This window comes from Streptomyces sp. NPDC001093 (genome assembly GCF_040298985.1).
In the GTDB taxonomy this organism is placed as follows: domain Bacteria; phylum Actinomycetota; class Actinomycetes; order Streptomycetales; family Streptomycetaceae; genus Streptomyces.
The window spans coordinates 98,703-124,117 of sequence record NZ_JBEPBF010000002.1 but is presented as its reverse complement, the minus strand read 5'-3'; the positions used below and the strand labels follow the sequence as shown (position 1 = coordinate 124,117).

The window sequence follows — 25,415 nt, the reverse complement described above, 5'->3', positions numbered from 1 at the left end:
GTCTGGGTGCCGTTGTGCGTGCTGTTGCCCACCCGGGACTGGTGACCTGGGCTCGGTCACCTGGGGCTGGTGCGATGCCGGTGCGCCAGTGCCTCGTACGACGCGGCCAGCGCGGGCGCCGCCGTCTCGTAGGTACGCTGGGCCACTCCCACGAACAGGCAGTCCACCACGAGCAGTTGACTGGTCCGCGAGGACATCGCGGCCGGTCGCAGCTCGCTCTCCCGTGAGGTGGACGTGGTCAGTACGTGGTCGGCGTACTGGGTGACCGGCGAGTCCGGCCGGCCGGTGATGGCCACGGTCGTGGCCCCGTGCTCGAAGGCGACCCGCAGCGGCTCGATGACGTCCCCCGTCGAGCCGGAGTGGGTGATGGCGATCGCCACGTCACCCGAACGGAGCTGCACCGCGTTGGTCACGGCGAGGTGCGGATCGCTGTGGGCGTGGGCTATGAGGCCTATGCGCAGGAGCTTCTGGGTGAGGTCCTGGGCGACCAGCCCGGACGCCCCGATGCCGTACACGTCGGTGCGGCGGGCGCCGGCCAGGGCGTTCACCGCGGCGCCGAGCTGGACGGTGTCGAGTCCGGCGGCCGTGTCGGCGAGGGTCTGCTGCTCCTCGTAGGCCAGCTTGGTGACGACGTCGGCGATGGGGTCGTCCACCGCGATGTCGGTCGTGATCGCGGGCGCCCGGCCCGACTGCTGCTGTGCGGCGAGTCCCGCCAGGGCCAGGCGCAGGTCCCGGTAGCCCGGGTAGCCGAGGAGGCGGGCGGTGCGGACGACCGTGGCCTCGCTGGTGCCGGTGAGCTCGGCGAGGCCGGTGACCGTGAGGGCGGCGCAGCCGGCCGGGTCGCTCGCCACGGCCTCCGCGACGCGCTGCATGGAGCGGGTCATGGACGGGGCGAGGGTGCGCACCTTGGCGGCGAGGGAACCGCCCGGACTGCCGAAAATTTCCTTCACGTCCTGGGTCACAAGTGAAAGATATTTTCGGTTCGGCGCCGGGGTCAAGAGTGCGCACAATGGGTTCCATGGAACCCGTCACTCCCCTCGAGCAGGCCCTGCATGCCGCGCGAGCCCTCGTGCTCGCCGATCTGGTCGCGGGCCAGGTCGCGGAGGCGGACGTGGTCTCGCTGGTCGAGGACTCCGTGGTGGAGCGGCGCTGGTGGGTCGAGCAGTGGCCGGAGGGCGCGTCCTATGTCGCCGGGCTGATCGCACAGGACGTGCAGGACGCGCTGCTGGACCGGTACGGCCGCTGGCCGCTGTGTCCGGTGTGCGGCACCGGCGACCCGCACGCGCTGGACGTGGAGCCCGAGCTGGGCCCCGACCCGCACTGGGTGTGCCACAAGGCGGGCGTGAAGGTCGCGGCGGTGGGCTCGCTGGGCTCGGCCACGGGCGGAATGACCTCGTCGTGACGCTGTACATCGACCCGCCCGCCTGGCCCGGACACGGCCGCATGTGGTCGCACATGGTCAGCGACGTGTCGTACGACGAACTCCACGCGTTCGCCGAGCGGCTGGGCGTCCCGAGGCGCGCCTTCGAGCGCGACCACTACGACCTTCCGTCGCACCGGTACGCGGACGCTGTGGCCGCCGGGGCGGTGGAGGTCAGCAGCCGCGAAGTGGTGCGGCTGCTGCGCGAGTCGGGGCTGCGCAGGCGCAAGGGGCTTGCTCAGCCGCGCAGTTCGTAGGCGAACTCCTCACCCTCGTCGCTGACCTGCGTGAAACCGGCCCGGGTGACCACCGCCTGCGAGGCGGAGTTGCTCCGGTCGACGGTCGCGAAGAGGGAGCTGACGTCGTCGCGGGCCAGCGCCCAGTCCGCGAGCGCGCGCAGAGCCTCGGTGGCGTACCCATGACCGCGGGCGCCCTCGACCAGGTCGTAACCGATCTCCACCCGGCCGTCCTCGTCCGGCATGCCGTGGAAGCCGATGCCGCCGATCGCGCGGCCGTCCTCGTGCCGTACGAGCGCGAAGACCCCGAACTCAGGCCGGTGCACACCGGCTTCGTACGCCTTCACCAGGAAGGACGCGGCCTCCCGGGTGCCCTCGTACGGACCGCCGTCGAGCCAGGTGAAGCCGCCGTCGCCGCCCAGGCACAGACCGCGGGCGGCGGCCGGGCGGACGCCGACCAGGGTGAGGCGCTCGGCCGGGATGACGAGGTTGTTCCGCCAGCGCCACTCGCCGACGGGGGCGCGGCCGGGCAGCTCACCGCGGCCGGTGGCCCACAGCAGGGTCGGCCAGGGGGCGGGGCCGGGCTGGACGTGCGGGAAGAGGCAGGCGAGGAGGGACTCGACGAGCTCGGCCGGCGGCTCGTAGGCGATCCCGAGCCCCTCGGCCATGTCATGGGTGTGCAGCAGCACTTCGGCGATGCCCATCGCGGCGAAGCCCTCGGCGTCGGCGCTGCGGAAGGGGTAGGGGTGGAAGCCGCGGACGCCGGGCTCGGCGGTGCGGACGGCGGCGGCGAGCAGCGCGCCGGTCGTCTCGAGGACGTGCAGCAGGCCCGCGTTGTCCGTGCCCTCGTCGAGGGTGAGCTCGAAGGGGAGATAGCCGTCCTGTGCGCGTCCGGCCAGGTTGGCGGCGTAGGCGATCAGGTCGTCGGCGACATGGACGGCGGTGGTGTGGCAGTCCCACTCCAGCCGCCCGGCCGGTACGGCCTGCCAGTCCCGGTCCACCGCCGCGCGCAGTGCCGCCGTACAGCCCGCCACGGCCTCGGTCACATCGTCCCCGTTTATCGGTCGCATGGGGCGAACCCTAGGGGGCCGCGTCCCTCAGGTCGACAGCATTTCCAGCTCGGAGGCGAGGTTGTAGCGGGCGGTGGACTCCCAGTGCTCCTGCCCGTAGGGGGTGTGGAACAGCCTCGGCAGGGCGAGGAGTTGGCGCAGAATCGCCGAACGGCCCTCCCGGAAGGCGTCGTTCGGCACGAAGTGGTACTCCTCGCGCACCTCGGCGGTGTAGACGGCGTACGCCGACGGGGGCGCGGCCAGGATCGCGAGGTCCGCGTCGCACAGCACCTGGCCGTCGCGGTCGTCGTCGGCCGGGTCGTGCGTGACGGTGAGCCGGACCAGCCGGGCGACCGCGGCGGTCGTCTCCTGAGAGACCCCGGCCTCGGGGAGCGCGCGCTCGGCCAGGCGGGCCGAGCGCTCCTCGTTCTCGGACCGCTCCGGGAGGTAGACCGCGTCGTGGAACCAGGCGGCCAGGCGCACGACGTCCGGGTCGGCGGCGTACTGCTCCAGGACGTCGATGCGGTCGAGGACGGCGGTGAGGTGGGCCACCGTGTGGTACCGGCGCTGCGGCTCCTGCCAGCGGGCGAGCAGGTTGTCGGCGTACGGCGCGGGGTCGGGGCCGCCGCCCGGGCCACGGGCTGCTTCCAGCGCGCGGACGAAACGGAGGCGCAGGGCGTCGAGGTCGGCCATGCACCCATTCTTCCGTGGCGCGCGCCGTCGGCACCCCCGGCACAGGCGTAGTCTTGGAATTGGACTAGACCTGTAGCCATCGACGGACGAATGGGGTGCCATGAGCAAGCGTGCAGTCCTGGAGGTGATCGCGCTCGACGTCCAGGACGCGGTCGCCGCCCAGGCCGGAGGCGCGGACCGCCTGGAGCTGGTCACCGACATGGCGGCCGACGGGCTCAGCCCGGCGCCCGCCACCGTCGCCGGGATCCGGGTCGCCGTCGACATCGACCTGCGCGTGATGCTCCGCCTCGCGGACGGGTTCGCGGCCGGAGACGTGGACCGTCTGGTCCGGGTGGCCGGCGACCTGCGCGAGGCCGGCGCCGACCAGTTCGTCCTCGGCTTCCTCGACCCGGCCGGCGGGGTCGACCTGGCCGCCGTCGAGCGGGTGGCCGGCGTGCTGGACGGCTGCGCGTGGACGTTCCACCGGGCGATCGACCGCGCCGCCGACCGCGACGCCGTGCGCAAGCAGCTCGCCGACCTGCCGGGCCTCGACACCTACCTCACCGCGGGGGCCGCCGACGGGGTCGACGCGGGACTGCCGACGCTGGAGGCCGAGGCGGGCCGGCGGGGAGAGCCCGGGTACGGCCAGACCCTCCTGGTCGGCGGAGGGCTCCGCCTCGACCACGTCCCACGGCTGCGGGCCGCCGGCATCGACGCCTTCCACATCGGCGGGGCGGCCCGGCCCTCCGGGTGGGAGGGGCCGGTTTCCGAGGGAGCCGTGGCCGGATGGCGGAGGGCGCTGGACGGGGAGTAGCGCCGACAGACCGCCGCCGCGTCAGCCGGCCGCCAACCCGACGAGCACGAGGAGCACCAGCACGGCGAAGGCGGTGAGCGGGAAGAGACCCACGATTCCGGTCGGGCGGCTGAACACCGGGCGGCCCGGGTCCAGCCCGGGGCCCTGGGGGGCGACCGGCGCGGGGAGCTTGCGGATCTTGGACAGGGTGAAGAGGTTGATCAGCAGCGTGATGGGCGTGATCAGCATCGACATCGGACCCCACCAGCCCTGCGCCAGGGTGTCCGACTGCATCTTTCGGAAGACGGCGAGCCCGCAGGTGTGGCAGAAGGTGCCCTTGCGCCACAGGTTGCGCATGATGATCAGCATGCCCTGGTGGCCGCGGATGGTCATCCGTGCGGCGGGTGCGGCTCCGCACACCTCGCACCCGGGACCGCCGGGCGCGGGCGCGGCGGCGGACGGGTAGGCGCCGGGGGCCTGCTGGTAGGGAGCCTGGGGCTGGCCGTAGGCGCCGGGCGCCTGCTGGGGCGCGTACGGCCCGGGTGCCTGCTGGTACGCCCCGGGCGCCGGCTGCTGGTATGCCCCGGGCACCTGTGCGTACGGCCCGGGTGCCTGCTGGTACGGGGCCGGCTGCTGCGGGTACGGCCCGGGAGCCTGCTGGTAGCCGGGGTACGGGGACGGCGGTGTGCTCAACGGAGGCCTTTCCATGGGGACATGCGGGGACGGCACGACACCCTAGCCGCGCGCCCTCAGGCCAACTGAGCCGGTACCGGTGCCGCGTGGGTCACGATCAGTCCGGACACCGCACGCGTGAGCGCCACGTACAGCCGCCGCAGCCCCGTGCGCTCGTCCGGCTCGCCGTCCACCACCGCCTGCGGCTCGTCCAGGACCACGTAGTCGTACTCCAGACCCTTGGCGAGGGACGCCGGGACCAGGGTGAGACGGGTCTCCTGGGTGGTCTCCTCGCCGGGGGCCAGGCAGGTGATCCCCGCCGCCGTCAGGGCCTCGGCCAGCGCCGGGATGCGGGCGTCGGCGGCGATCAGGCCGGTCGAGCCCTCGTTGCGCAGCAACTCCTCGCAGGCGGCGATCACTTCGGACGTCCCGGCGACCGCACGGACCTCGAAGAAGCCGGGGTTCTCACGGACGGAGGCCACCGGGGTGAGGCCGGGGGCGATGTGCGGGAGGAGCCGGGAGGCGTAGGTGATGACGTCCGTGGGGACGCGGAAACCGGCCGTCAGCTCCTCGACGACCCCCTCCCGCTTGCCGAGATGGGCCAGCGCCTCGTCCCAGCTGCGGGTCGCCCAGGGAGTCGTGCCCTGCGCCAGGTCACCCAGCACCGTCGCGCTGCCCGTGGTGCAGCGGCGGCCCACGGCCCGGTACTGCATGGGGGACAGGTCCTGGGCCTCGTCCAGGACGACATGGCCCAGCGAGTGCGTGCGCCGGATCAGATCCGCCGCCTCGTCGATCAGCACCGCGTCCGCCGCCGACCACTTGGCCGACTTCACACTGCGCACCGGTTTGGCCCACAGGATCGTCTTCTGCTCGTCCTCGTCCAGGACACCGGCGGCGTGCTCGGCGAGGAAGTCCGCGTCCGTCAGCAGGCGCAGGACGAGTTTCGCCGGGTCTACGGCCGGCCAGATCTCCTTCACGGCCGCCTTCACCGCGCTGTTGCGGGCGACCGCGTCCTGCACCCGGTCGTCCGGCGCCTCGCCCGAGCGCTCCATCTGCACCAGCACCGCGTGCGCGATCCGCTGCGGCAGGGCCTCGCGGGCGGCGCCGTAACGGATGTCCCGCGCCAGCAACTCCCGGACGATGTCCTCCAGTTCGTACGACGGCACGCGCCAGCGCCGGGAGCCGCGCACCACCACGACCGCCTCCGTCGGCAGGGTCACGTGGGAGTACAGGGCCCGGCGCAGCACCTCGGCCATCCGGGCGTCGCCCTTGATCACGGCGGCGGCCGCGTCGTCCGTGCCGCGCACCTCCACATGCGCGACCAGGTCGTCCACGGTGGCCTGCTGCACGGTCAGCTCACCCAGCGCGGGCAGGACCTGCTCGATGTAGTGCAGGAAGGACTTGTTCGGCCCGATCACCAGGGTGCCGGTGCGGGCGAGCCGCTCCCGGTGGGCGTAGAGGAGGTAGGCGACCCGGTGCAGGCCGACGGCGGTCTTTCCGGTGCCGGGGCCGCCCTGGACGCAGACCGTGCCGGACAGACCGGAGCGGACGATCTCGTCCTGCTCGGGCTGGATGGTGGCGACGATGTCCCGCATGGGGCCGACGCGCGGCCGCTCGATCTCCTGCTGGAGCAGCTTGCTGGTCGCGGCCGCCTCGGCCGGGTCGGAGAGGTGCTCGTCCTCGTACGCGGTCAGGTCGCCGCCGGTGTAGCCGAAGCGGCGGCGCAGCCCGACGTCCATCGGGTCCTTCTTGGACGCCCGGTAGAACGGCTGCGAGACCGGGGCGCGCCAGTCGATGACCATGGGGTCGCCGTCGGCGTCGTGGACGTGCCGCCGCCCGATGTAGAAGCGCTCGCCCTCGGCTCCCTCGGCCTGGTCCGCGCCGGGTGCGTGCAGATAGTCCAGCCGGCCGAAGAACAGCGGGGTGTCGCTGAGGTCGGCCAGCGCCCTGATCCGCTCGTCGATCTGGCGGGACAGCACCTCGGCGTTGACCCAGTTCGCGGTGACGTCCCGGATGTCCAGGGACTCCACGTCCTCACGCATGGCGCGCAGCGCGGCGCGGGAGGAGGCGAGGTGGGAGCGCTCTCGGGCGAGCGGGTCGTCGAGGCGGTCGTCGAGCGGTTCGTGGGCGGGCGCGGACAAGGGGGTGCCTCCGGATCTGCTCTTGGCATGACAGGGGGCCGCCCGGTTTCCGTCCGGGCGGTGGCTCTCCACGAGGGGGAGGCGGGCAAGAGCGGAGATTCTAGGGCAGGCACTCAGGGGCGGGCCAGTGAATTATTGATGTGATCGTTATGGGCGTGATCGGCGGGCGCACCGGCCGGCCGGACCGTCTGCGCCGCCGCCAGCCGCCGGTACACCGGACTGGCGGTGAGCAGTTCCTCATGACGACCGCACGCGGTGACCCGGCCCTCCTCCAGGACGACGATCCGGTCCGCGTGCTGAACGGTGGAGAGCCGGTGCGCCACGACGAGGACCGCGCACTCCTCGGTGATGTCCTTCAGCGCTGCGGTGAGCGCGGCCTCGTTGAGGGCGTCGAGGTGGGAGGTGGGTTCGTCCAGGAGCAGCAGCGCCGGGCGGGTGAGCAGGGCGCGGGCCAGGGCGACGCGCTGGCGCTCGCCGCCCGACAGGGTGGCGCCGTGTTCCCCGACGGTGCCGTGCAGGCCGCCGGGCAGCCGCTCGGCCACCTCCTCGAGGCGGGCCAGCTTCAGGGCCCGGCGCACCTCGTCCTCGGTCGCGTCGGGGCGGCCGTAGACGATGTTGTCGCGGAGCGTGCCGCGCACGACATGGCTGTTCTGGTCCACGATCGCGAGCCCGGCCCGGCCGGCGTCGCGGGAGAGTGCCGCGGCGGGGCGCCCGTGGAGGCGGAGCCGGCCGGCATCGGGTTCGTAGAACCGGGCGACCAGCGCGAACACGGTGCTCTTGCCCGCCCCGGACAGTCCGACCAGGGCGACCTGCCGGTGCTGCGGCACGGTGAAGGAGACCCCCCGCAGCACCGGCCGCCCCGGCCGGTAGGCGAAGTGGACGTCCTCCAGTTCGAGAGCCGGTGGTCCGAGGGCCGGTCCGTGCGCGGGTGTCTGCCGGGCGGGCCCTTCCGCGGGGCCGGTGGGCTCGACGGGCAGCTTCAGGGTCTGCTCGATCCGCAGGTGGGCGCCCATGCCGCGCTGGATCAGCCCGGCCGCGCGGAACACCGAGGACAGCGGGACGACGAGGTAGGAGGCGTACAGCAGGAACGCCACCAGGTCGCCCAGGGAGTGACCGTGGCCGTGGGCGCGCAGGCCTCCGACGACGAGGACCAGCAGGAAGGAGCCCTGGACGGCGAGTTCGACGGCCGAGCTCATGACCGCGGCGTACTTCGCGGTGCGCACCCCGGCGGCGCAGGCCTCGTCGACGCGGGCGCCGATGCGCTCCGCCTCACGCTGCTCGGCGCGGTACACGCGGACCATGGCGAGCGCGCCCAGGGCGCGTTCGAGGTCGGCGGCGACGGCGCCGACGGACGACTGCAGGCGCTCCGAGGCGGTGCGGATTCCCCGGAGCAGCAGGGCGACCACGGCCGCCGCGGACGCCACGGTCGCCGTGACGAGCACCAGCAGCAGCGGGTCGAGCCACGCCATCAGGGCCAGCGCGCCGACGGCGACCACCGACCCGGTGACCAGGTCCACCAGCGCCTGGGCGACCACCTCGCGCAGCAGGGTGGTGTCGGCGGTCACCCGCGCGATCAGGTCGCCGCCGCGCTGCCGGTCGTACTCCCGCATCTCCAGCCGCAGCAGCCGCCCCACCAGCGTGTGGCGCAGCTGCCGTACGACGCCTTCGCCGGTCCGCTCCAGCAGGAACCGGCCGGTGGCGCCGGTGCCGGCCTCGGCGGCGAACAGGGCGGTGAGCAGCAGCAGCGGCGGCCAGAGGGGTTGCTGCCCGCTGCCGGCGTCCACCACCCGCTTGGCCAGCAACGGCTGGGCGAGCCCCAGCGCCGACGCGACCAGGGTCAGCGTGGTGGCCAGGGCGATCGCACCGCGGTGGCGGGCGGTGAGCCGGTAGACCGCGAGGATCGCGGCCCGCGTGGACCGGTCGGTGTCGTCGTCGCCGTGGGTCTCCTGCTCACCGGCCGTCATCGCCGTACCGGCCCGACGGCCAGCAGACGGGCGAAGTAGCCGTCGGGCGCGTCCTCGCCGACCGGCCGGCCCTCCGCCTCGATCCAGGCGTGCGCGGTGAACGGCGGTACGACCCGGACGCCCGTGCACCAGGTCGGCCAGGTGCCGCCGAGACGGCACAGGAGGGCGGCCCCGAGCGAGCGGGGCAGGCAGCCCTTGGGCCCGGCGCAGCGCAGGCTCACCGCGCACACGGCGTCGCGGGCGCGCTGGGCCTGTGCCGCGCCGGCGGGGGCGGCGCCGCGGCGCAGCAGGCCGAGGGCCGCGCGGATGTGACGGGGTGGCAGCAGGGAGAGGACGACGGCCGGCAGGAGGACCGTGCGGGCGGCGAGCCGGCGGCCGAGGGGGACCCCGTGCGGCCGCTCCAGGGCACTGGGCGTGCTCATTCGGCCAGCCCCCCGGCGCGCAGCTGCTCCACCAGGGCGTCGACGTCGGCCCGTGCGCGGTCGGGGTCGACGTCGAACGCCTCCGCGACCGCCGCCGTCGCGGCCGCCTCGTCACCGCCCGCCATGAGCGTGTCGACCACCAGGGTCGCGGTGGGGTTCAGCTCCCAGTACTCGCCGGAGCGCTGGTCGAGGAGGACGGTGCCGTAGTCGGTCTTCGCGGTGCAGATCTCGGCACCGAACCGCAATGCCATGACGGCTCTCCTTCGTCGGTCTCGTCAGTGGGGTCACATCGGTGCGTCGTGCCGCGTACGGCCGAGGGCGCGCAGCCAGACCTCGACCGAGATGGTCGAGTACAGGACGGCCTCCCGCAGGTGCCGGGTGGCGGGGCGCTCCGCGAGGCGGCGCAGCACGTCGCCGTCCACCAGGCCCAGCCGTTCCAGCCGCGAGTCCTCCCACAGCGCCTTCAGGTCGCCGCGGTGCTCGCGCAGCCCGTCGGCCGCGTCCCTCGCGGCGGTGGCCTTGTCGGTCCGGCGCAGGCACTCCTCGGGCACGATGCCGCGCATGGCCGCGGTCAGGAGGGGCTTGTACCGCCAGGGCGAGACGCGTTCGTCGGGGCGGACGGCGAGGGCGGCCTCGACGACCCGGTCGTCGAGGAACGGCGAGGCCATGGGCAGCCCGCAGCGGGCCGCCATGTGGTCCCACTGCCGGATGATGCGGGTGCAGTTGCGGATCTGTTCGAGGTCGGCGTGGAGTCCCCGGTCGGGGTGCAGCGGCCGGGTCCGCCGGGCGGCCGTGCGCAGCGCCGTACGGGCCAGGTGCTCCGCCTCCGGTGTCACCCACTCGAACAGGCGGGGGCTCATGCCCCAGCCGAGGCTGGTGGCGACCGTCGGGGCCAGCGGGTCGCGCAGCCGGTGTTCCGCGTCCGCCAGCCAGGTGCCGTAGGGGCGGGAGTCGGCCAGCGTGGCGAGCATGGGGCCGAGCGGCCACTGCCACAGCGCCCTGAAGCCGCGCAGCTGCCGCAGCGCGAACAGCGGACGGCGCCGCGCCAGCCGGTGGTAGTACGCCTCGGAGCACCAGGCCACGTGGTCGCCGCCGATGCCCGTCAGATGCACCCGGCTGCCCCGTTCGGCCATGGCCGGCAGGTGGTGCAGGACACGCGCGCGGTCCATGACACCGATGGTGGGCTCGTCCAGTACGTCGTCGATGGCGAGCAGTCCGGTGTAGACGAGGGGTGAGGCCTCGGCGTCCCAGATGACGTGCTCGACGTCCGGCAGGGCGGCGGCGGCCCGCTTCGCCCAGTGCAGGTCGGTGTCGGCGGGGTCGCGTCCGGGCCAGGTGGAGGCGACGACGCGGGCCGGTGAGCGGTCGGCGAGGAAGCAGACGGAGGTGGAGTCGAGGCCGCCGGACAGGTCGCAGCTGACCGTGCCGCCGTGCCGGGTGCGGGCGTGGACGGCCTCGGCGAGGGCCTCGCGGACCCGGGGAGCGCCGGTGCGCAGCGGAACGACCGGTTCCGGGGGCGTCCACCAGCGGGTGTGGCGTGCGCCTCGGCCGTCCGGCGCGAGGATCAGCGCCTCGTGCGGGGCGACGGCGGTGATGCCGGGCCACAGCGGTTCGTCGAGCAGGGGGTGCGGAACGGGCCAGAGCAGCCGTACGGCCAGGCGTTCCGGCACCGGTTCGACGCCGAGTGCGGCGGCCAGGACGTCCGCCCGGGTCGCGGCCACCCGGGTGCCGTCGACCGGTGCGTGGAAGACCAGCCGGAGACCGGAGGCCGTGCCCTGCACCCGGATCCGCCCGTCGAGGGCGGCGACGAGGTGGCAGCTGCCGGGCAGCGAACGGGCCCAGGCGTCCAGTGCGGCGAGGTCGCGCAGAGATCGGGCGACCCGTTCCAGCTCCGTGGCGTCGACGGGGACGCAGCCGACGAGGGCGAGGGCGGCGGGGCCGACACGGGCGCTGACGATCTCCTGGTCGTGCCAGTGGCCCACGAGCCAGGGCCGGCCCGAGGCGTGATCGAGGCTGCGGGTGCCGGGGCGGGCGAAGGAGCGGGCCACGGCGGCTGCGTCCGCGCGGTCGGCGAAGACCGCGAAGTGCGCGTCGCCGTGGCCCGTCCCCGCACTTGCGTGCAGATCAGTCATGACGTCGAGGCACAGGCCGTCGCTCGTCCGCCGTTCAGTTCTTGCTCAGGATGATCCGGTCGTTGCCGTGCCGCTGCAGGAGCCCGGTCTCCTTGCGGAAGGAACCGAGTCGGACGAGGGTCGGTGCCTCGTAGGCCTTCTTCATGATGGGTGCTCTCCTTTGCGGGTTGTCCATCCGCCCCCCCGAGGGCGGCCTGCCACCAGATAGCCGGGGAGCGGGCCGGCCCGACAAGATGGGGGAGAACAGTCGGATTGTCTTCAGATTCCGCCCGTTGGTGGTGTGTTCGAGCGCTGAACGGGCGTCCGTGCGGCGGAGGCTCGTGCTCCGCAGGTGCCGGTGGCGTGTGCCGGAGGAACGTTTTCACGTGGACCGTGGCACGGCGGCAGGGCCCGGGCCGGCACGGGCGCGGGAAGGGATTGCGAGGGCGCACTCCGGTCCGGGCCGCGAATCCGGATGGGGACCCCTAGGGGGCGAGGCCGCCCGGCGTAGGGGAAGTGCTCCGCCCTGAGAGGTAGGCGAAGAAGGGAGAGATTGGCTCTGGAGACCGATGCCGGTCACACCGCGCGAGAGCGACTATGAAGGCATGAGCGCAGCAACCATCTCTCCAGGTCCTGTCCGACCGCCGGCCGGCGCAACTGCCGTGGACGGCCCGCATCACCACTGGCTCGGCAACGCCCTGCGCGCCGTCAAGGTGTTCGCGGAGGCGGCGTTCGGCGTCGTGATCCTCGGCGAGTACGGCGAGGAAGCGGGCATACGCCGTAAGTGACCGCATAGGGTCGCGTCCGTGCCAGAACAACCGGCGCGGAAACGGACGTCAGCCCTCCTCGCCCTCCCCCTCCTCGCCCTCTCCCTCGCCGCCTTCGCCACGCTGTGCGTCCTGCGGCACGCACCCATGGCCGACCTGCTCGTCTACCGCGCCGAGGGCGCGGCCGTGGCCCACGGCACCGATCTGTACGGCTTCACCGTCACCCGGTGACGCCTCCCCGCGACCTACCCGCCCTTCGCCGCGATCCTGTTCGTCCCGGCTGTGCGGCTTCCCGTCCCGGCCCTGAAGGCGGCCTTCCTCGCGGGCAACGCGCTCCTGCTCGCCGCCCTGATCGCCCTCTCCGCCCGCCTCGCGGGAAGCACGCCCTCCCGGCCCCTGCTCTGCACGGCCACCGCCCTGTCCCTCTGGCTCGAACCGGTCTTCCAGACGGTCCCGTTCGGGCAGATCAACCTGGCCGTCGCCTGCCTGGTCCTGTGGGACCTCACCCGGCCCCCGGGAGCCCGGGGCAGGGACGTGGCCCTGGGCATCGCGGCCGGGATCAAGCTCACCCCGGCGGTGTTCGTGGCGTACCTGTTCCTGCGGGGGCGCGGACGGCAGGCGGCGACCGCGACGGCGGCCCTCGCCGGTACGGCCCTGCTCGGCGCCCTGCTGCTCCCGTCCGCGAGCGCCGACTTCTGGACCCGGCGGCTGTACGAGACCGGTCGCGTCGGCAAGGCCTGGATCGTGGACAACCAGTCCCTGCGGGGCCTGACCGCGCGAGCGCTCGGCACTCCGGCGCCGGGCCTGGCCTGGGCGGTCCCGGCGGCGGTGGCCGCGGTGGCGGGCCTGTACCTGGCGGCCCGCGTCCGCGAGGAACGGCACGGCGTCCTGCTCACCGCGTTCACGGCCCTGCTGGTCTCACCGATCAGCTGGTCCCACCACTGGGTGTGGTGCGTCCCGCTCCTCGCGGTGCTGCTGGCCGAGGGCCGTCTCCGGCTCGCGGCCTTCACGGCCACGGCCTTCACGGCCACGGCCTTCACGGCCCGCACCCTCTGGCTCGTCCCGCACGAGGGCGACCGCGACCTGCACCTGCCCTGGTGGCAACGGCCCCTGGCATCGCCGTACCCGCGCTGGGGCCGGCGCTGGTCGCGGCGGCGGCGCTCCGGGCGGCTCAGCCGGTGCTGTCCTCCGCCAGGATCTCGTCGGCGTCCACGATCCGGTAGGAGTAGCCCTGTTCGGCCAGGAAGCGCTGGCGGTGGGCGGCGAAGTCCTGGTCGATGGTGTCGCGGGCGACGACCGAGTAGAAGTGGGCCTGGTGGCCGTCGGCCTTGGGGCGCAGGACGCGGCCGAGGCGCTGGGCCTCCTCCTGGCGGGAGCCGAAGGTGCCGGACACCTGGACGGCGACCGTCGCCTCCGGCAGGTCGATGGAGAAGTTCGCGACCTTCGACACCACCAGCACGCTGATCTCGCCCTCCCGGAAGGCGCCGAAGAGCTTCTCGCGCTGGGCGTTGGAGGTCTCGCCCTTGATGACCGGGGCGTTCAAGTGCTCGCCCAGTTCGTCGAGTTGGTCGATGTACTGGCCGATGACGAGGATCTGCTGCCCGGCGAAACGGCGGACGATCGCCTCCGTCACCTTCCGCTTGGTGTCCGTCGTCGCACAGAAGCGGTACTTCTCCTCGGTCTCGGCGGTGGCGTAGGCCAGCCGCTCGGAGTCCGTCAGATTCACCCGGACCTCGACGCAGTCGGCCGGCGCGATGTACCCCTGCGCCTCGATTTCCTTCCAGGGCGCGTCGAACCGCTTCGGCCCGATGAGGGAGAACACGTCCGACTCGCGGCCGTCCTCGCGGACGAGGGTGGCCGTCAGGCCGAGCCGGCGCCGGGCCTGGAGATCCGCCGTGAACTTGAAGACGGGAGCGGGCAGCAGATGCACCTCGTCGTAGACGATCAGACCCCAGTCCCGGGAGTCGAAGAGTTCGAGGTGGGGGTAGATCCCCTTCCGCTTGGTGGTCAGCACCTGGTAGGTGGCGATGGTGACCGGGCGGATCTCCTTCCTCGTGCCGCTGTACTCGCCGATCTCGTCCTCGGTCAGCGAGGTCCGCTTCACCAGCTCGTGCTTCCACTGCCGGGCCGAGACGGTGTTGGTGACCAGGATGAGCGTCGTGGACTTGGCCTGGGCCATCGAACCCGCGCCGACCAGCGTCTTTCCGGCGCCGCAGGGGAGTACGACCACACCGCTGCCGCCGTGCCAGAAGTTCTCCACGGCCTGCTTCTGGTACGGCCTGAGGGCCCAGCCGTCCTCCAGCAGCTCGATCGGGTGCGCCTCACCGTCGACGTACCCGGCGAGGTCCTCGGCCGGCCAGCCCAGCTTCAGCAGCGTCTGCTTGATCTGCCCGCGCTCCGACGGGTGCACGACGACCGAGTCCTTGTCGATGCGCGCCCCGACCAGCGGGGCGATCCGCTTGGACTTCAGCACCTCCTCCAGCACCGGCCGGTCGGTGGTGGTCAGCACCAGCCCGTGCGCGGGGTGCTTGGTGAGCGTGAGCCGGCCGTAGCGGTCCATCGTCTCGGCGATGTCCACGAGCAGCGCGTGCGGCACCGGATACCGGCTGTACTGCACCAGCGCGTCCACGACCTGCTCGGCGTCGTGCCCGGCGGCACGCGCGTTCCACAGCCCGAGCGGGGTGACCCGGTAGGTGTGGATGTGCTCGGGCGCCCGCTCCAGCTCGGCGAACGGCGCGATGGCACGCCGGCAGTCATCGGCCCGCTCGTGGTCGACTTCCAGGAGCAGGGTCTTGTCGGACTGGACGATCAGCGGTCCGTTCACGTGCGGCACACACCCTTTCCACAACGGCCAAACGTCCAGTGTGCCCTAAACGCCGAGGATCACCGTCAGTCTTCCGCGAGCTCCGCCACCCCGGTGATCCGGTGCAGCGGATACGTGCGCACCTCGTCCGCGGTGTGGTCGTACGCCGTGACGAAACCGCCCTCCACCTTGACCGGGGCGATGACGCGCTGGCTGGCGGTGCCCTCGGCGTTGACGTAGCCGATCCACAGGGACTCGCCGGTCAGGACGGCGGCCTGCACGGTGGCCAGGGTCTCGGCGGGGGAGGTGCGCGGCAGTTCACCGCCCGCCGGCGGAGCCCCCTCCCCGACGGTTCTGCGCGGGGTGGTGGCGGCCAGGTCGCCGGCCCGGATCGCGCGGATCGCCGCCGTGAGCAGCGTGGCGTCGGGCGACGGCGGGCCGTCCGGGACCGGCTCGGGAGCCGTGCGCGGCGGGGTGCGGTGGGCGTGGGCGCGGGCGATCAGGACGTCCCCCTCGGCGGACTCGGCGGCCGGCGCGTAGCCCATCGCGCGCAGGCCCTCCAGCAGTGTCGCCGGGTCGGACTGGGCGGCCAGCACGGTCGGGGCGAGGCGGCGCAGCCGCAGGGCGGCGGCGCGTTTGTCGGCGAGGATCTCGTTCAGCAGGGTGTCGTCGTCGCAGCGTACGTACGCCGAGGCCGCGCCGACCCGGAGGTGGCCGTGCTTGCGGGCCACGTCGTCGATCAGATAGGCGAGCGGCTGCGGCACCGGGGTGCGGGAGTGCTCGGCGAGGAAGGCGTGCAGGTCGGCGGCGGCACGGCCGGCGTCCAGGGCACGCCGTACCGAGGCCGGGGTGAAGCGGTACACGGTCGCGCCGCCCTTGGACTCGACGTCCGCGAGCACGTCCAGCAGATCGGCGAGGGGGCGTCGCAGCGGTCCGGGGGCCACCGCCGTCAGGTCGGCCTGGAGCAGGACGTGGTCCAGCGGTTCGGGCAGGAGCGGCGCGAGGAGCCGGGCGGCGGCGGCCGTCGCCACGGCCTGCTCGGCGGGGGAGAGCGGGGCCGGGGCGGGGGCGGGACGGTGGTGATGGTGGACGGGGAGCTTGTCGCCGGGACCGGTGCCCGGCGAGGCGGAGGCGCCCGGGGTGACCGACGCGGCGCGCGAGCCCGGTCCCGCCGCCGGGGCGCCCAGCAGGGCCCGCCCGTGTGCCGACAGCGCGCCCCGCCCCGTGAGGCCCAGCATCTCCGCCTCGGACAGGGTCCAGCGGGCCAGCCGGGAGCGCAGGTCCTCTTCGCCGTCCTGCTGCCGGGGTCCGCGCAACGGCCGTTCCCAGCGCAGCCGGGCCAGCACCGACTCGGTGTCCGGGGCCGCGCCCGCCGGCAGCCCGGCCAGCAGGGTCAGCACCCGGTGCCGTACCTCGGGCGCGGCCGAGCGGTCCAGGCCGGGGCCGAGCGCGGCGAGCGTACGGTCCTTGGCGTCCCGCCCGCCGATCAGCCCCGGCGTCCGGGTGGCCGCCAGCCAGGCCTGAGCCAGCTGGGACCAGCGCTCGGCGGGGGGCCGCTCCAGCCACTCGTCGTAGGCGGGTGTGGCCGCGTACCGCTCGTCGGCCTCGCCGTCGGAAGCGATCAGGCCGGCCGCGTACGCCAGCTCCACCCAGAACGCGGCGACCGGCTCGGACACGTCCAGGGCGACGGCGGTCCGCTTCAGGTCACGGACGCTCAGCCCGCCGGCCCGCAGCACGGCCGGGCCGCCCTCGTCCCAGTCCTTCAGCAGCTCCTCGACCGTGGCGAGCGCGGTGTACGCCTGCCCGGCCGCCGTCGCGTCCACCACCTGCGCACCGTGCGTCGCGGCCGGCTCCACGGCGGGCGGCAGCGGCTCGGTCACGCGGTGCGCCCGGCCCTCGCGCAGGTGCAGGGCGACCTCGCGCGGCAGCACCACCGTGCCGGGCGCGGTCGGCAGCAGCAGCCCGCGGTCGAGCAGCCAGCGCAGGTGCGCCGCCGGGTCCGGGGTGACCTGCCCGTACGGCGGCCCCCACACCAGCCGCGCCAGCACCTCGCGGGCGGCCTCCGGGGCCTCGGCCAGCAGGTCGCCCATCTTCTTCCGGTCGTTGAACAGCGCGGTGAGCGCGGCCACCGCGGACACCGAATCGTGCGTCGAGGGCAGTCCGGCCGCCGCGACGATGTCCTGGATCCGGCCCGGCGACATGCCCGAGGTGGCCTCCTGCACGCTGGGCCCGAGCCCCGTCGGGGAGGGGTGCTGCGGGGACGGCGAGAGGAGTTCGCGGGCCGTGCGCACCAGCCGCAGCCGCTCGTCGTCGCCCCACACCAGCGCCTGCTCGCGCAGGACGGCGAGGGCATGCGGCAGCGCGGCGGTGACCGTCTCGTTCCCGGCGTCCCCGGCCATCAGGGCGAGGAGCGTGTCGTACGAGGCCGGGTCCGGGGCCACGGCCAGCGCCTCCGCCGTCTGCAGCGCGAACCGGTCCAGCCGCTCCAGTGCCCGCAGCACCGAGGCACGGGTGCCGGCGCGGGTCGCCAGCTGGGTGAGGTCGGTCGGGACGGGCGTGATGAGGTCGGGGCGGCTGCGCAGCAGCGCGGCCAGGGAGACGTCGTCCCGCGCGCGGAGCGCTTCCGCGAGGGAACGGGGGGCTGGGTGGGCCGCTTGGCTCATCTGACCCACGGTAGCGGGTGCCGTCCCCGAGAGGGGCGCCCACGTGAGGCCCCGCCCGGGGACGGGTTTCGGGGAGGCGACTCTGCGCTACCGTCCTCACGGGGTTTCATCACCGTCGCCCCGGAGGGGTTCCGTTGGGGATCGAGAGCGACCAGGTCGTCTACGAGTACCTGAGCCGTGTCGGAGACATCGCTCAGCAACGGCAGCTGCCGTCGGCCACGCGGATGCGGCTCGTGTCGGAGCTGCGCAACGAGATCGACCGGCACCGGGCCAAGGCGACGGTCGACAGTCCCGCCGCGGTCCGCCGCATCCTTGACCGGCTGGGCACCCCGGACGAGGTCGTCGAGGCCGCGGGCGGCACATCGGGCACGTCCGGCGCGTCCGCCGCCTCCGGCCCCGGCCGGGTGCCGCAGCCGCCCGCCGCCGCCGTGCCCGCACAGCCCGCGCCGCGCGAACGAGGGCCGAAGGCTCAGCCGGATCCGGCGGACGGGGAACGGCAGGAGGGGCTGAAGGGGCTGAAGGGCTTGAGGGGCCTGCGCCGGGCCGTTCCCCGTCCCCGCCCCGCCGGGACCGACCCCGCGCCGTCCGCCCCGCGCGACGCCCCGTCCCCGCCGCACCTGGCGGCCGCGCACGAACTCGGGGACAGCGCCGTACAGCCCGACTGGTGGCGGGTGGGCGGCGACTCCTTCGGTCTCGCGGCCGAGACGGACTCGGTGCCGGGGTTCGTGGGCGGTGTGGAGATCCCGGAGCTGCTCAGGCGGCCACCGAAGGAGCGGAAGCCGGCGGACCGGGCCCCGGAGACGGCCGAGCCCGGGCCGGAGGCGACCGAGGCCGAGGCCGAGCCCTCCGCCGCCCGCCGGCGCCTGTTCCGCCCCGCCGCCGGCTGGACCAATCCCCTCCTGCTGCTGGCCGCCGCCGCGCTGGTCGCCGGCGCGGTGCTCGGGAACTGGTTCGCCCTGCTCCTCGGCTGGGTGATCGCCTACGGCTCCCGGCGGCTGACCCCCGCGGAGACCAAGACGGCCGTGATGATCCTGCCGGGTACGGCGGCCGCGGCCGGACTGGTCTGGCTGTGGGGGAGGTTCAACGGCCGCTGGGGCCGGCCGATCGCCCAGGGGCACATGAACGACGCGATCGCCGGGACCTGGCCGTGGGTGGTCCGGGGGGCGGCGGTGGCGTCGGCGCTGTATGTGGTGTGGCGGTCACAGAGGCGCAGGTGAGCGCCCCGAAGGGGGAGCGGGGGCCTGTGTCGGTATGCGGCTCCGCCGCGTGGGCGCGGCCGGCCAGGACACACCCGCAGTCGGACAAGCGCAGCAACCCCTACGGCGCTGTCCCGCCCGGCCGAACCGCCGGAGGCACCCGGCACAATGCGCATATGACACTCACCGTCGGCTTCGACCTCGACATGACCCTCATCGACTCCCGGCCCGGTATCCACGCCTGCTACCTGGCGCTGTCCGAGCGGACCGGGACGTACATCGATGCCGATCTGGCGGTGACGCGGCTCGGACCGCCGCTCGCCGAGGAACTGGTCAACTGGTTCCCCGAGGAGCACGTGCCCGCGATGGCCGCCCTGTACCGGGAGATGTACCCGGCGATCGCCATCGCCGCGACCCCCGCCATGGACGGCGCCCGGGAGGCGATAGCCGCGGTACGGGCGGCCGGCGGACGGACGATGGTGGTCACGGCGAAGTACGAGCCCAACGCCAAACTGCACCTCAGCCACCTCGGCATCGAGCCCGACGTGGTCGTGGGCGACCTGTGGGCCGAGCGGAAGGCGGAGGCGCTGCGCGAGTACCGGGCCGGCGTGTACGTCGGCGATCACGTCGGGGACGTGCGCGGAGCCCGTACGGCGGGAGCGCTGTCGGTGGCCGTGGCGACCGGCCCCTGCCCCGCCGACGAACTGCGCGCCGCCGGTGCGGACGTCGTCCTGGCGGACCTGTCCGCCTTCCCGGCGTGGCTGGCCGCCTACCGTGAGGCGCCCCGCGCCTGACGCCGGCCGGCGGCGATCGACCGCAGGACGCCCGCGCCGGCCACGAGGAAACCGACGGCCATGAGCATGCTCAATCCGAACATGTACGTCGGAAAAGGCCTGGCGCCGAGGAACAGCGGGGCCACGGTGACGAGGGTGGCCGCGGCCCCGATGAAGAAGACGATCGCACCGGCGCGGATCAGCCGGTCACCGGGCGCGGCGGAATTCGTTTGGGTTTTGTCACGCACCGGACCAGGGTAGTTCCCTGCGCGAGAGAACAACCGGGGGACGTCTTGTCACCCGCCCCAAGACCATTAGCCTTGGTAGCGGCGGGTCACGGTCGACCCGCTCTAGTGCTATCAAGAGCCGTTTCCGAAGTAGTTTTCCCAACGAGTACGAGGACGAGGACAGACGTGCCTACCGGCAAGGTCAAGTGGTTCAACAGCGAGAAGGGCTTCGGCTTTCTCTCCCGCGACGACGGCGGTGACGTCTTCGTCCATTCCTCGGTTCTCCCCGCCGGAGTCGATTCGCTCAAGCCGGGACAGCGCGTGGAGTTCGGTGTCGTCGCCGGTCAGCGCGGCGACCAGGCGCTGTCGGTGATCGTGCTCGACCCGACGCCGTCCGTGGCCGCCGCGCAGCGCAAGAAGCCGGACGAGCTGGCCTCGATCGTGCAGGACCTGACGACCCTTCTCGAGAACATCACCCCGATGCTGGAGAAGGGGCGCTACCCGGACAAGGCCTCCGGCAAGAAGATCGCCGGCCTGCTGCGCGCGGTCGCCGACCAGCTGGACGTCTGAGCACCCGTCAGGGAAACGCGAGCGCATCCGGGCCGAGGGGCGGCACCAGCCCCTCGGCCGCCGCGCGTGTGAGCAGGCCGCGGATCGCGGCGTAGCCGTCCTCGCCGAGACCTGCGGTGAACTCGTTCACGTACAGCCCGATGTGCTGGTCCGCCACGGCCGGGTCCATCTCCTGGGCGTGTGCCATGACGTACGGCCGGGAGGCCTCGGGGTCGTCCCAGGCGGCCCGTACGGAGGCGCGGACGGAGTCGGCGAGCCGGGTCAGGGCGGCGGCGCCCAGCGAGCGCTTGGCGATGATCGCGCCGAGCGGGATCGGCAGCCCGGTGGTCTTCTCCCAGTGCTCGCCCATGTCGGCGAGCTTGTGCAGCCCGTAGTTCCGGTAGGTGAACCGGGCCTCGTGGATGACCAGTCCGGCGTCCACCTTGCCGTCCCGTACGGCCGGCATGATCTCGTGGAACGGCAGGACGACGATCTCGCCGACCCCGCCGGACAGCGTGTCCGCCGCCCACAGGCGGAAGAGGAGATAGGCGGTCGACTTCTCGCTGGGCACCGCGACCGTACGGCCCGTCAGGTCGAGGCCCGGCTCGCGCGTGAGCACCAGCGGCCCGCAGCCCCGCCCCAGCGCCCCGCCGCAGGGCAGCAGCGCGTACTCGTCGAGGACGTACGGCAGGACGGCGTACGACACCTTCAGTACGTCGAACTCGCCGCGCTCGGCCATGCCGTTGGTGATGTCGATGTCGGCGAAGGTCACGTCCAGCGCCGGGGCGCCGGGGATCCGGCCGTGGGCGAGGGCGTCGAAGACGAAGGTGTCGTTGGGGCAGGGGGAGTACGCGATCCGCAGGGACCGCTGCTCACTGGTCGTCATGACGGTTCCAACTCTCCAGTGCGGGCGCGAGCTTCCCGAAACCCTCGGTGAGGGCGGTGAGGGCGTCGCCGATGCGCCAGGCGGCACGGTCGCGCGGGCCGACCGGGTTGGAGACCGCGCGGATCTCCAGCACCGGCGTGCCGTGCGCGGCGGCCGCCTCCGCGACCCCGAACCCCTCCATGCCCTCGGCGAGCGCCCTCGGGTGCCGGGCGCGCAGCTCGGCGGCGCGGGCGGCGGTGCCGGTGACGGTGGAGACGGTCAGGACGGTGCCGGCCGGGGCGCCGGTGGCCTGGCAGGCGGCCCGCACCAGCGATCCCGGCGGGTGGTGGGTGACGGTGCCGAAACCCAGTTCGGTGACCGGGAGGAAGCCGTCGGCGGTCTCGGCGCCCAGGTCGGCCACGGTGATCCGGTCGGCGACGACCAGCGAGCCGACGGGCGCCCCGGGCTGGAAGCCGCCGCCGATGCCGGCCGAGACGACCAGGTCGTACGGGGTGCCGGTGAGACGGGCCGCGGTGAGCGCGGCCGAGACGGAGGCCGCGGCGCGGGCCGGGCCGACACCCGCGTCGAGCAGGTCCCAGCCTCCGGCCGTACGCGTCAGACCCGCGCCGGGCAGGCTGACCCGCTCCACCGGCGCGGGGAAGGCCCGTGCCACCGCGTCCCGCTCCGCCGGGACCGCGGTGGCCACGAGGACTCGTACGACCGGCACGGGGGCCGTGGTCAGGAGGCCTGCTTCAGCTTGAACGACCACATGCCCTGGTTGGACTTCTCGCCCATGCGGACCGTGATCGTGTTGAAGGCGCCCTGGGTGCCGTACTGCTGGTTGAAGAAGAGGCTGCCCGGGACGGTGAGGTACGTCTTCTTGCTGGCAGTGAACTGCTGGCCGTTCACGAGGAGGACCCAGCCGGCGTCTGCGATCTTCGGGTCGACACCGACGCGGACCGTCTGGTCCTGGTCCACCGTGATCGACTTGGCGTTGCCGATGTTCTTGACGCACTTCGTCAGCGACTGGGCGTCCAGCGCCTTGCCGTCGTTGTAGCAGACGGCCTCGGAGCTGACCGAGCTGTCGCCGACGGTGACCGTCGCGACGGGCGTCGGCTTCTCGCAGGCCGTGAGCAGGAGCAGTCCGGCGGAAACGGCGCCGGCGGCGGCGACGGCGCGGCGGCGTCGCACAGCCCGGTGTACATCAGCGGCTTCGCCGCGGGGCAGCGTGGTCATGGCCGAAGGCTATCGGGCGCCCCGAGCCGTCCGCCCACGTGGGGTGCGGCGTGCCCGGTTCGTTACGCCAGCCGTGCCTGTGGTTCGGGAAACCGTGTCCGCTTCGTTATGCCGAGGTCAGGGTGGCGTCGGGCATGTCAGGCCACCCGGGGCCGGGCGCGGCCGCCGTGGCGGGCCGAGGCGAGCAGGCCCTTGACGGTGCTCAGCCAGCCGGCCGCCACGAACGCCGCGCCGATCAGCAGGCCGACGGTGCCGTTGAGCGGCAGCACGATGCCGACGGCGCCGCCGAACACCCAGGCCATCTGCAGCAGCGTCTCCGAGCGGGCGAACGCCGAGGTGCGCACCAGTTCCGGCACGTCCCGCTGGATCAGCGCGTCCAGGGCCAGCTTGGCCAGCGCCTGGCCGAACCCGGCGACGGCGGCGAGGCAGGCCACCAGGAACGCCCCGAAGAACAGGGCGGCCACGATCGTCGTGCCGAGCACCACCGCGACGGCCGTCACGATGATGATCTCCGGGGCGCGTGATCTCAGCCAGGCCCCGACGGCCGTACCCAGCGCGTTGCCCACGCCGGCGGCGACACCGACGATCCCGAGCGAGACCGCCGCGCTCTCGCCGGTCAGCGGGTGCTCGCGCAGCAGGAAGGCGAGGAAGAAGATCAGGAAGCCGGAGAGGCAGCGCAGGGAGGCGTTGGCGCCGAGCGCGTGCGTCACGGCGGGCCCCACGGTCCGCAGCCCCGGCCGCTTGACCTGCTCCTTCTTCCGGTACGGCCCGTGCAGATGCTGCTCGTCGGCCGCGAGCAGCGCCACGTCCTCGCCCTTGGCCGAGTCCACCTTGGGCGGCAGGGAGAACGACAGGACCGTGCCCGCGACGAAGATCACGAAGGCGCCGTACAGCGGCCAGGGATCGCCGGCCCTGTGCAGCCCCGCCGCGACCGGCGCGGCGACCCCGGTGGCCAGCAGACCGGCCAGGGTGACCCGCGAGTTGGCCTTCACCAGCGAGAACCGGGGCGGCAGCAGCCGGGGCACGACCGCACTGCGGACCACCCCGTACGCCTTGGACGCGACCAGCACCCCCAGCGCGGCGGGATACAGCTCCAGGCTGCCGCTCGCCACGGCGCCCGAGATGACCAGCGCGAGCAGGGCACGGGCCAGCATGGCCCCGGCCATCGCGGCGCGCCGGCCGTGCGGCAGCCGGTCGAGGAGGGGGCCGATGACGGGGGCGAGGACGGTGAAGGGCGCCATCGTGATGGCGAGGTAGAGCGCGACCCGCCCCCGGGCCTCGTCGGTCGGCACCGAGAAGAACACCGTGGAGGCGAGCGCCACGGTGATCATCACGTCACCGGCGCCGTTCACGGCGTGCAGCTCGATCAGCTTGCCGAGCCCCGACTCGCCCGCCCCGTGCGCATGCGTGGCCTTCCGGATCCCGCGCGCGGTCCCGGTGACCGGGAAGTGCAGGGCACGCCCGACGGAACGGACGGCGCCACCGACCCGGCTCGCACCGCCACCCCGAACACCACGCCTGTCCGCGGTCGCCACGTGCTTCATAGTGCCCTGAGAAGCGGGCGGATAGTGCGGTACGGCGCGGAAGAGGCGGGTGGGCGGGCAGGAAAGAATGCCGAGTGGCGGCGAAGAATCTCGTTCGGTGTAGCGTGCGTGTCTCAGCCATAACGCAGAATGGATGGCAGAGGTGCGCCCAGCGCGCGGATGCAGACGTCGATGCGGTCCTCCGGTCCGCTCCGTCGGCAGGCCCGCCGCCAGGCAGCCGCACTCGACGAGACGGCGTAGGAGAGAAGCGATACCTGTGAGCGCAGCGACCACGCGAAGCCGCACCCCCGACCGCCTGTGCGCCGAGGCGGTCGATCTCGCCCGCGCCGCCGCCGAGGAGGCCGCCGCGCCAGGTGTGGTCGGAGAGCACGTCGGGCTCGTCTCCGAGGGCGACCGCGTTGTCACGCACTTCTTCGAGTGCAAGGAGCTGGGCTACCGCGGCTGGCGCTGGGCGGCGACCGTGGCCCGCGCCTCCCGCGCCAGGATCGTCACGCTCGACGAGGTGGTCCTCCTCCCCGGCCCCGACGCGCTGCTCGCCCCCGAGTGGGTCCCGTGGAGCGAGCGGCTGCGCCCGGGCGACCTCGGCCCCGGCGACCTACTGCCCACCGACCAGGACGACCTGCGCCTGGAGCCCGGCTACACGGGCGAGGAGGCGCCGCCGCCGAACTCGCTCCTCTCCCAGGAGATGGCGGACCTGGCGGAGGCGGAGGACGCCGACGTCACCCCCGGCGCCCCGGCCACCCAGCCCACGACCCCCACCCGAGGCACGATCGCGGCCGTGGCGGAGGAACTGGGCATGCGCCGGGCCCGCGTCCTGTCCCGCTACGGCCTGCATGTCGCGGCGGACCGCTGGGAGGAGTCGTACGGCCCGAAGACCGCGATGGCCCAGGCGGCCCCCGCCACGTGTATGACCTGCGGTTTCCTGACCCCCATCGGCGGCTCCCTCGGCCAGGCCTTCGGCGTCTGCGCCAACGAGTTCTCCCCGGCCGACGGCCGTGTGGTCTCCCTGTCCTACGGCTGCGGCGGCCACTCCGAGGCGGCGGTCATGCCCAAGCCCCCGCAGCCGGCCCCGCCGGTCATCGACGAGACCCGCGTGGACCCCTTCCCCCTCCGCCCCGCCCGCGACTCGGGCTCGGTCCCGGAGACGGGCGACGAGGAGACGGCGGAACTGGGGCATTCCTGACCCTGTGATCGTCGGACGCCGCCGACAGCCGGAACACACCTGGGAACCAGGGCAGTTGCGGACCGGCGGAATTCGTGTCGTACGCCCCCGCCCGCTGACCGGATGAAACCGGCTGCGCCATAAGGGGTG

The 25,415-nt window shown here is 73.7% G+C and carries 26 protein-coding genes and 1 pseudogene; 10 read left to right on the top strand and 17 right to left on the bottom strand.

From position 1 onward, the window contains the following. Positions 1-56 precede the first annotated feature (56 nt). Entirely contained in the window at positions 57-962 is a 906-nt protein-coding gene (locus ABT288_RS01840; RefSeq protein ID WP_351601522.1) for a MurR/RpiR family transcriptional regulator, read from the bottom strand. Between the two features lie 56 nt (positions 963-1,018). On the opposite strand from ABT288_RS01840, the gene ABT288_RS01835 reads away from it, so the two are divergent. Both ABT288_RS01835 and ABT288_RS01830 read left to right on the top strand, forming a co-directional pair. Next, positions 1,019-1,402 carry a DUF8819 family protein gene (locus ABT288_RS01835; RefSeq protein WP_351601519.1) on the top strand — a complete coding sequence of 128 codons (384 nt, stop codon included), beginning with the start codon at positions 1,019-1,021 and terminating at the stop codon, positions 1,400-1,402. Beyond that, complete coding sequence (locus tag ABT288_RS01830; protein WP_351601516.1) at positions 1,399-1,677, top strand: DUF4031 domain-containing protein; 279 nt, start codon at positions 1,399-1,401, stop codon at positions 1,675-1,677. Before ABT288_RS01835 ends, ABT288_RS01830 begins: the two co-directional genes overlap by 4 nt. Here ABT288_RS01830 and ABT288_RS01825 read toward each other — a convergent pair. Next, positions 1,659-2,726: a GNAT family N-acetyltransferase gene (locus ABT288_RS01825; protein WP_351601513.1), complete on the bottom strand. Its 1,068-nt coding sequence runs from the start codon at positions 2,724-2,726 to the stop codon at positions 1,659-1,661. The two genes, ABT288_RS01830 and ABT288_RS01825, sit on opposite strands and share 19 nt — an antisense overlap. A 27-nt stretch (positions 2,727-2,753) precedes the next feature. Then, on the bottom strand, positions 2,754-3,398 hold the full coding sequence (locus ABT288_RS01820) for an HD domain-containing protein (RefSeq protein WP_351601510.1): 645 nt from the start codon (positions 3,396-3,398) through the stop codon (positions 2,754-2,756). A 100-nt stretch (positions 3,399-3,498) separates the two neighbouring features. On the opposite strand from ABT288_RS01820, the gene ABT288_RS01815 reads away from it, so the two are divergent. Continuing rightward, positions 3,499-4,191, top strand: a complete 693-nt coding sequence (locus ABT288_RS01815; RefSeq protein WP_351601508.1) for a copper homeostasis protein CutC — start codon at positions 3,499-3,501, stop codon at positions 4,189-4,191. Positions 4,192-4,212: 21 nt separating this feature from the next. Here the strand turns inward: ABT288_RS01815 and ABT288_RS01810 are convergent, their stop codons facing one another. From ABT288_RS01810 to ABT288_RS01780, 7 genes are all read right to left on the bottom strand, one after another. Then, entirely contained in the window at positions 4,213-4,863 is a 651-nt protein-coding gene (locus ABT288_RS01810; protein ID WP_351601506.1) for a hypothetical protein, read from the bottom strand. A 56-nt stretch (positions 4,864-4,919) separates the two neighbouring features. Further along, positions 4,920-6,983 carry a HelD family protein gene (locus ABT288_RS01805; RefSeq protein WP_450856862.1) on the bottom strand — a complete coding sequence of 688 codons (2,064 nt, stop codon included), beginning with the start codon at positions 6,981-6,983 and terminating at the stop codon, positions 4,920-4,922. A gap of 113 nt (positions 6,984-7,096) precedes the next feature. Then, positions 7,097-8,947, bottom strand: a complete 1,851-nt coding sequence (locus ABT288_RS01800) for an ABC transporter ATP-binding protein (protein WP_351601504.1) — start codon at positions 8,945-8,947, stop codon at positions 7,097-7,099. Then, positions 8,944-9,369: a lasso peptide biosynthesis B2 protein gene (locus ABT288_RS01795; protein WP_351601501.1), complete on the bottom strand. Its 426-nt coding sequence runs from the start codon at positions 9,367-9,369 to the stop codon at positions 8,944-8,946. Before ABT288_RS01795 ends, ABT288_RS01800 begins: the two co-directional genes overlap by 4 nt. Further along, positions 9,366-9,620, bottom strand: coding sequence for a lasso peptide biosynthesis PqqD family chaperone (locus tag ABT288_RS01790; protein WP_351601498.1), 255 nt, complete (start codon positions 9,618-9,620; stop codon positions 9,366-9,368). The genes ABT288_RS01795 and ABT288_RS01790 overlap by 4 nt, the downstream gene beginning before the upstream one ends. A 33-nt stretch (positions 9,621-9,653) precedes the next feature. Next, on the bottom strand, positions 9,654-11,501 hold the full coding sequence (locus ABT288_RS01785; protein ID WP_351601495.1) for a lasso peptide isopeptide bond-forming cyclase: 1,848 nt from the start codon (positions 11,499-11,501) through the stop codon (positions 9,654-9,656). A gap of 34 nt (positions 11,502-11,535) precedes the next feature. Further along, positions 11,536-11,646, bottom strand: a complete 111-nt coding sequence (locus ABT288_RS01780; RefSeq protein WP_351601492.1) for a keywimysin-related RiPP — start codon at positions 11,644-11,646, stop codon at positions 11,536-11,538. Between the two features lie 439 nt (positions 11,647-12,085). Between ABT288_RS01780 and ABT288_RS01775 the strand changes: the two genes are divergently transcribed. From ABT288_RS01775 to ABT288_RS50060, 3 genes and pseudogenes are all read left to right on the top strand, one after another. Then, the gene (locus ABT288_RS01775; RefSeq protein WP_228624526.1) at positions 12,086-12,268 is read left to right on the top strand and encodes a hypothetical protein; all 183 of its coding nucleotides are present in this window, start codon (positions 12,086-12,088) and stop codon (positions 12,266-12,268) included. Between the two features lie 18 nt (positions 12,269-12,286). After that, complete coding sequence (locus ABT288_RS50065) at positions 12,287-12,478, top strand: hypothetical protein (RefSeq protein ID WP_450856866.1); 192 nt, start codon at positions 12,287-12,289, stop codon at positions 12,476-12,478. Between the two features lie 51 nt (positions 12,479-12,529). After that, positions 12,530-13,111, top strand: a pseudogene (locus tag ABT288_RS50060) (glycosyltransferase 87 family protein); the annotation flags it as partial. 307 nt (positions 13,112-13,418) lie between these two features. Here ABT288_RS50060 and ABT288_RS01765 read toward each other — a convergent pair. Together ABT288_RS01765 and ABT288_RS01760 are read right to left on the bottom strand one after the other, a co-directional pair. Continuing rightward, on the bottom strand, positions 13,419-15,071 hold the full coding sequence (locus ABT288_RS01765; protein WP_351601488.1) for a DNA repair helicase XPB: 1,653 nt from the start codon (positions 15,069-15,071) through the stop codon (positions 13,419-13,421). Positions 15,072-15,136: 65 nt separating this feature from the next. Continuing rightward, entirely contained in the window at positions 15,137-17,713 is a 2,577-nt protein-coding gene (locus tag ABT288_RS01760) for a helicase-associated domain-containing protein (RefSeq protein ID WP_351601485.1), read from the bottom strand. A 134-nt stretch (positions 17,714-17,847) separates the two neighbouring features. On the opposite strand from ABT288_RS01760, the gene ABT288_RS01755 reads away from it, so the two are divergent. Both ABT288_RS01755 and ABT288_RS01750 read left to right on the top strand, forming a co-directional pair. Further along, positions 17,848-18,930 (top strand): hypothetical protein, encoded by a 1,083-nt coding sequence (locus ABT288_RS01755; RefSeq protein WP_351601482.1) that lies wholly within the window; start codon positions 17,848-17,850, stop codon positions 18,928-18,930. Between the two features lie 155 nt (positions 18,931-19,085). Next, positions 19,086-19,703, top strand: a complete 618-nt coding sequence (locus tag ABT288_RS01750) for an HAD family hydrolase (protein ID WP_351601479.1) — start codon at positions 19,086-19,088, stop codon at positions 19,701-19,703. On the opposite strand, the gene ABT288_RS01745 is transcribed toward ABT288_RS01750, so the two are convergent. Beyond that, complete coding sequence (locus ABT288_RS01745) at positions 19,679-19,930, bottom strand: hypothetical protein (RefSeq protein ID WP_351601476.1); 252 nt, start codon at positions 19,928-19,930, stop codon at positions 19,679-19,681. The genes ABT288_RS01750 and ABT288_RS01745 overlap by 25 nt on opposite strands. Before the next feature lie 165 nt (positions 19,931-20,095). Here ABT288_RS01745 and ABT288_RS01740 point away from each other — a divergent pair, with 165 nt between their 5' ends. Next, complete coding sequence (locus ABT288_RS01740; protein ID WP_030643007.1) at positions 20,096-20,479, top strand: cold-shock protein; 384 nt, start codon at positions 20,096-20,098, stop codon at positions 20,477-20,479. Positions 20,480-20,486: 7 nt separating this feature from the next. Here the strand turns inward: ABT288_RS01740 and ABT288_RS01735 are convergent, their stop codons facing one another. The 4 genes from ABT288_RS01735 to ABT288_RS01720 form a co-directional block, all read right to left on the bottom strand. After that, entirely contained in the window at positions 20,487-21,344 is an 858-nt protein-coding gene (locus tag ABT288_RS01735) for a 1,4-dihydroxy-6-naphtoate synthase (protein WP_351601473.1), read from the bottom strand. After that, complete coding sequence (locus ABT288_RS01730) at positions 21,331-22,050, bottom strand: futalosine hydrolase (RefSeq protein WP_351601470.1); 720 nt, start codon at positions 22,048-22,050, stop codon at positions 21,331-21,333. The genes ABT288_RS01735 and ABT288_RS01730 overlap by 14 nt, the downstream gene beginning before the upstream one ends. An 11-nt stretch (positions 22,051-22,061) precedes the next feature. Next, complete coding sequence (locus tag ABT288_RS01725; protein ID WP_351601467.1) at positions 22,062-22,559, bottom strand: DUF2771 domain-containing protein; 498 nt, start codon at positions 22,557-22,559, stop codon at positions 22,062-22,064. 137 nt (positions 22,560-22,696) lie between these two features. Continuing rightward, on the bottom strand, positions 22,697-24,103 hold the full coding sequence (locus tag ABT288_RS01720) for an MFS transporter (protein WP_450856871.1): 1,407 nt from the start codon (positions 24,101-24,103) through the stop codon (positions 22,697-22,699). A 256-nt stretch (positions 24,104-24,359) separates the two neighbouring features. On the opposite strand from ABT288_RS01720, the gene ABT288_RS01715 reads away from it, so the two are divergent. Beyond that, positions 24,360-25,286: a DUF3027 domain-containing protein gene (locus tag ABT288_RS01715; RefSeq protein ID WP_351601462.1), complete on the top strand. Its 927-nt coding sequence runs from the start codon at positions 24,360-24,362 to the stop codon at positions 25,284-25,286. The last annotated feature ends 129 nt before the right edge of the window (positions 25,287-25,415 follow it).

What these genes read in the sequence shown, in the direction of transcription:
- ABT288_RS01785 (WP_351601495.1), bottom strand. Translation starts at nt 11,501, where the DNA reads ATGACTGATCTGCACGCAAGTGCGGGGACGGGCCACGGCGACGCGCAC.
- ABT288_RS01725 (WP_351601467.1), bottom strand. Translation starts at nt 22,559, where the DNA reads ATGACCACGCTGCCCCGCGGCGAAGCCGCTGATGTACACCGGGCTGTG.
- ABT288_RS01790 (WP_351601498.1), bottom strand. Translation starts at nt 9,620, where the DNA reads ATGGCATTGCGGTTCGGTGCCGAGATCTGCACCGCGAAGACCGACTAC.
- ABT288_RS01820 (WP_351601510.1), bottom strand. Translation starts at nt 3,398, where the DNA reads ATGGCCGACCTCGACGCCCTGCGCCTCCGTTTCGTCCGCGCGCTGGAA.
- ABT288_RS01720 (WP_450856871.1), bottom strand. Translation starts at nt 24,103, where the DNA reads ATGAAGCACGTGGCGACCGCGGACAGGCGTGGTGTTCGGGGTGGCGGT.
- ABT288_RS01835 (WP_351601519.1), top strand. Translation starts at nt 1,019, where the DNA reads ATGGAACCCGTCACTCCCCTCGAGCAGGCCCTGCATGCCGCGCGAGCC.
- ABT288_RS01825 (WP_351601513.1), bottom strand. Translation starts at nt 2,726, where the DNA reads ATGCGACCGATAAACGGGGACGATGTGACCGAGGCCGTGGCGGGCTGT.
- ABT288_RS01750 (WP_351601479.1), top strand. Translation starts at nt 19,086, where the DNA reads ATGACACTCACCGTCGGCTTCGACCTCGACATGACCCTCATCGACTCC.
- ABT288_RS01775 (WP_228624526.1), top strand. Translation starts at nt 12,086, where the DNA reads ATGAGCGCAGCAACCATCTCTCCAGGTCCTGTCCGACCGCCGGCCGGC.
- ABT288_RS01795 (WP_351601501.1), bottom strand. Translation starts at nt 9,369, where the DNA reads ATGAGCACGCCCAGTGCCCTGGAGCGGCCGCACGGGGTCCCCCTCGGC.
- ABT288_RS01800 (WP_351601504.1), bottom strand. Translation starts at nt 8,947, where the DNA reads ATGACGGCCGGTGAGCAGGAGACCCACGGCGACGACGACACCGACCGG.
- ABT288_RS01780 (WP_351601492.1), bottom strand. Translation starts at nt 11,646, where the DNA reads ATGAAGAAGGCCTACGAGGCACCGACCCTCGTCCGACTCGGTTCCTTC.
- ABT288_RS01760 (WP_351601485.1), bottom strand. Translation starts at nt 17,713, where the DNA reads ATGAGCCAAGCGGCCCACCCAGCCCCCCGTTCCCTCGCGGAAGCGCTC.
- ABT288_RS01815 (WP_351601508.1), top strand. Translation starts at nt 3,499, where the DNA reads ATGAGCAAGCGTGCAGTCCTGGAGGTGATCGCGCTCGACGTCCAGGAC.
- ABT288_RS01735 (WP_351601473.1), bottom strand. Translation starts at nt 21,344, where the DNA reads ATGACGACCAGTGAGCAGCGGTCCCTGCGGATCGCGTACTCCCCCTGC.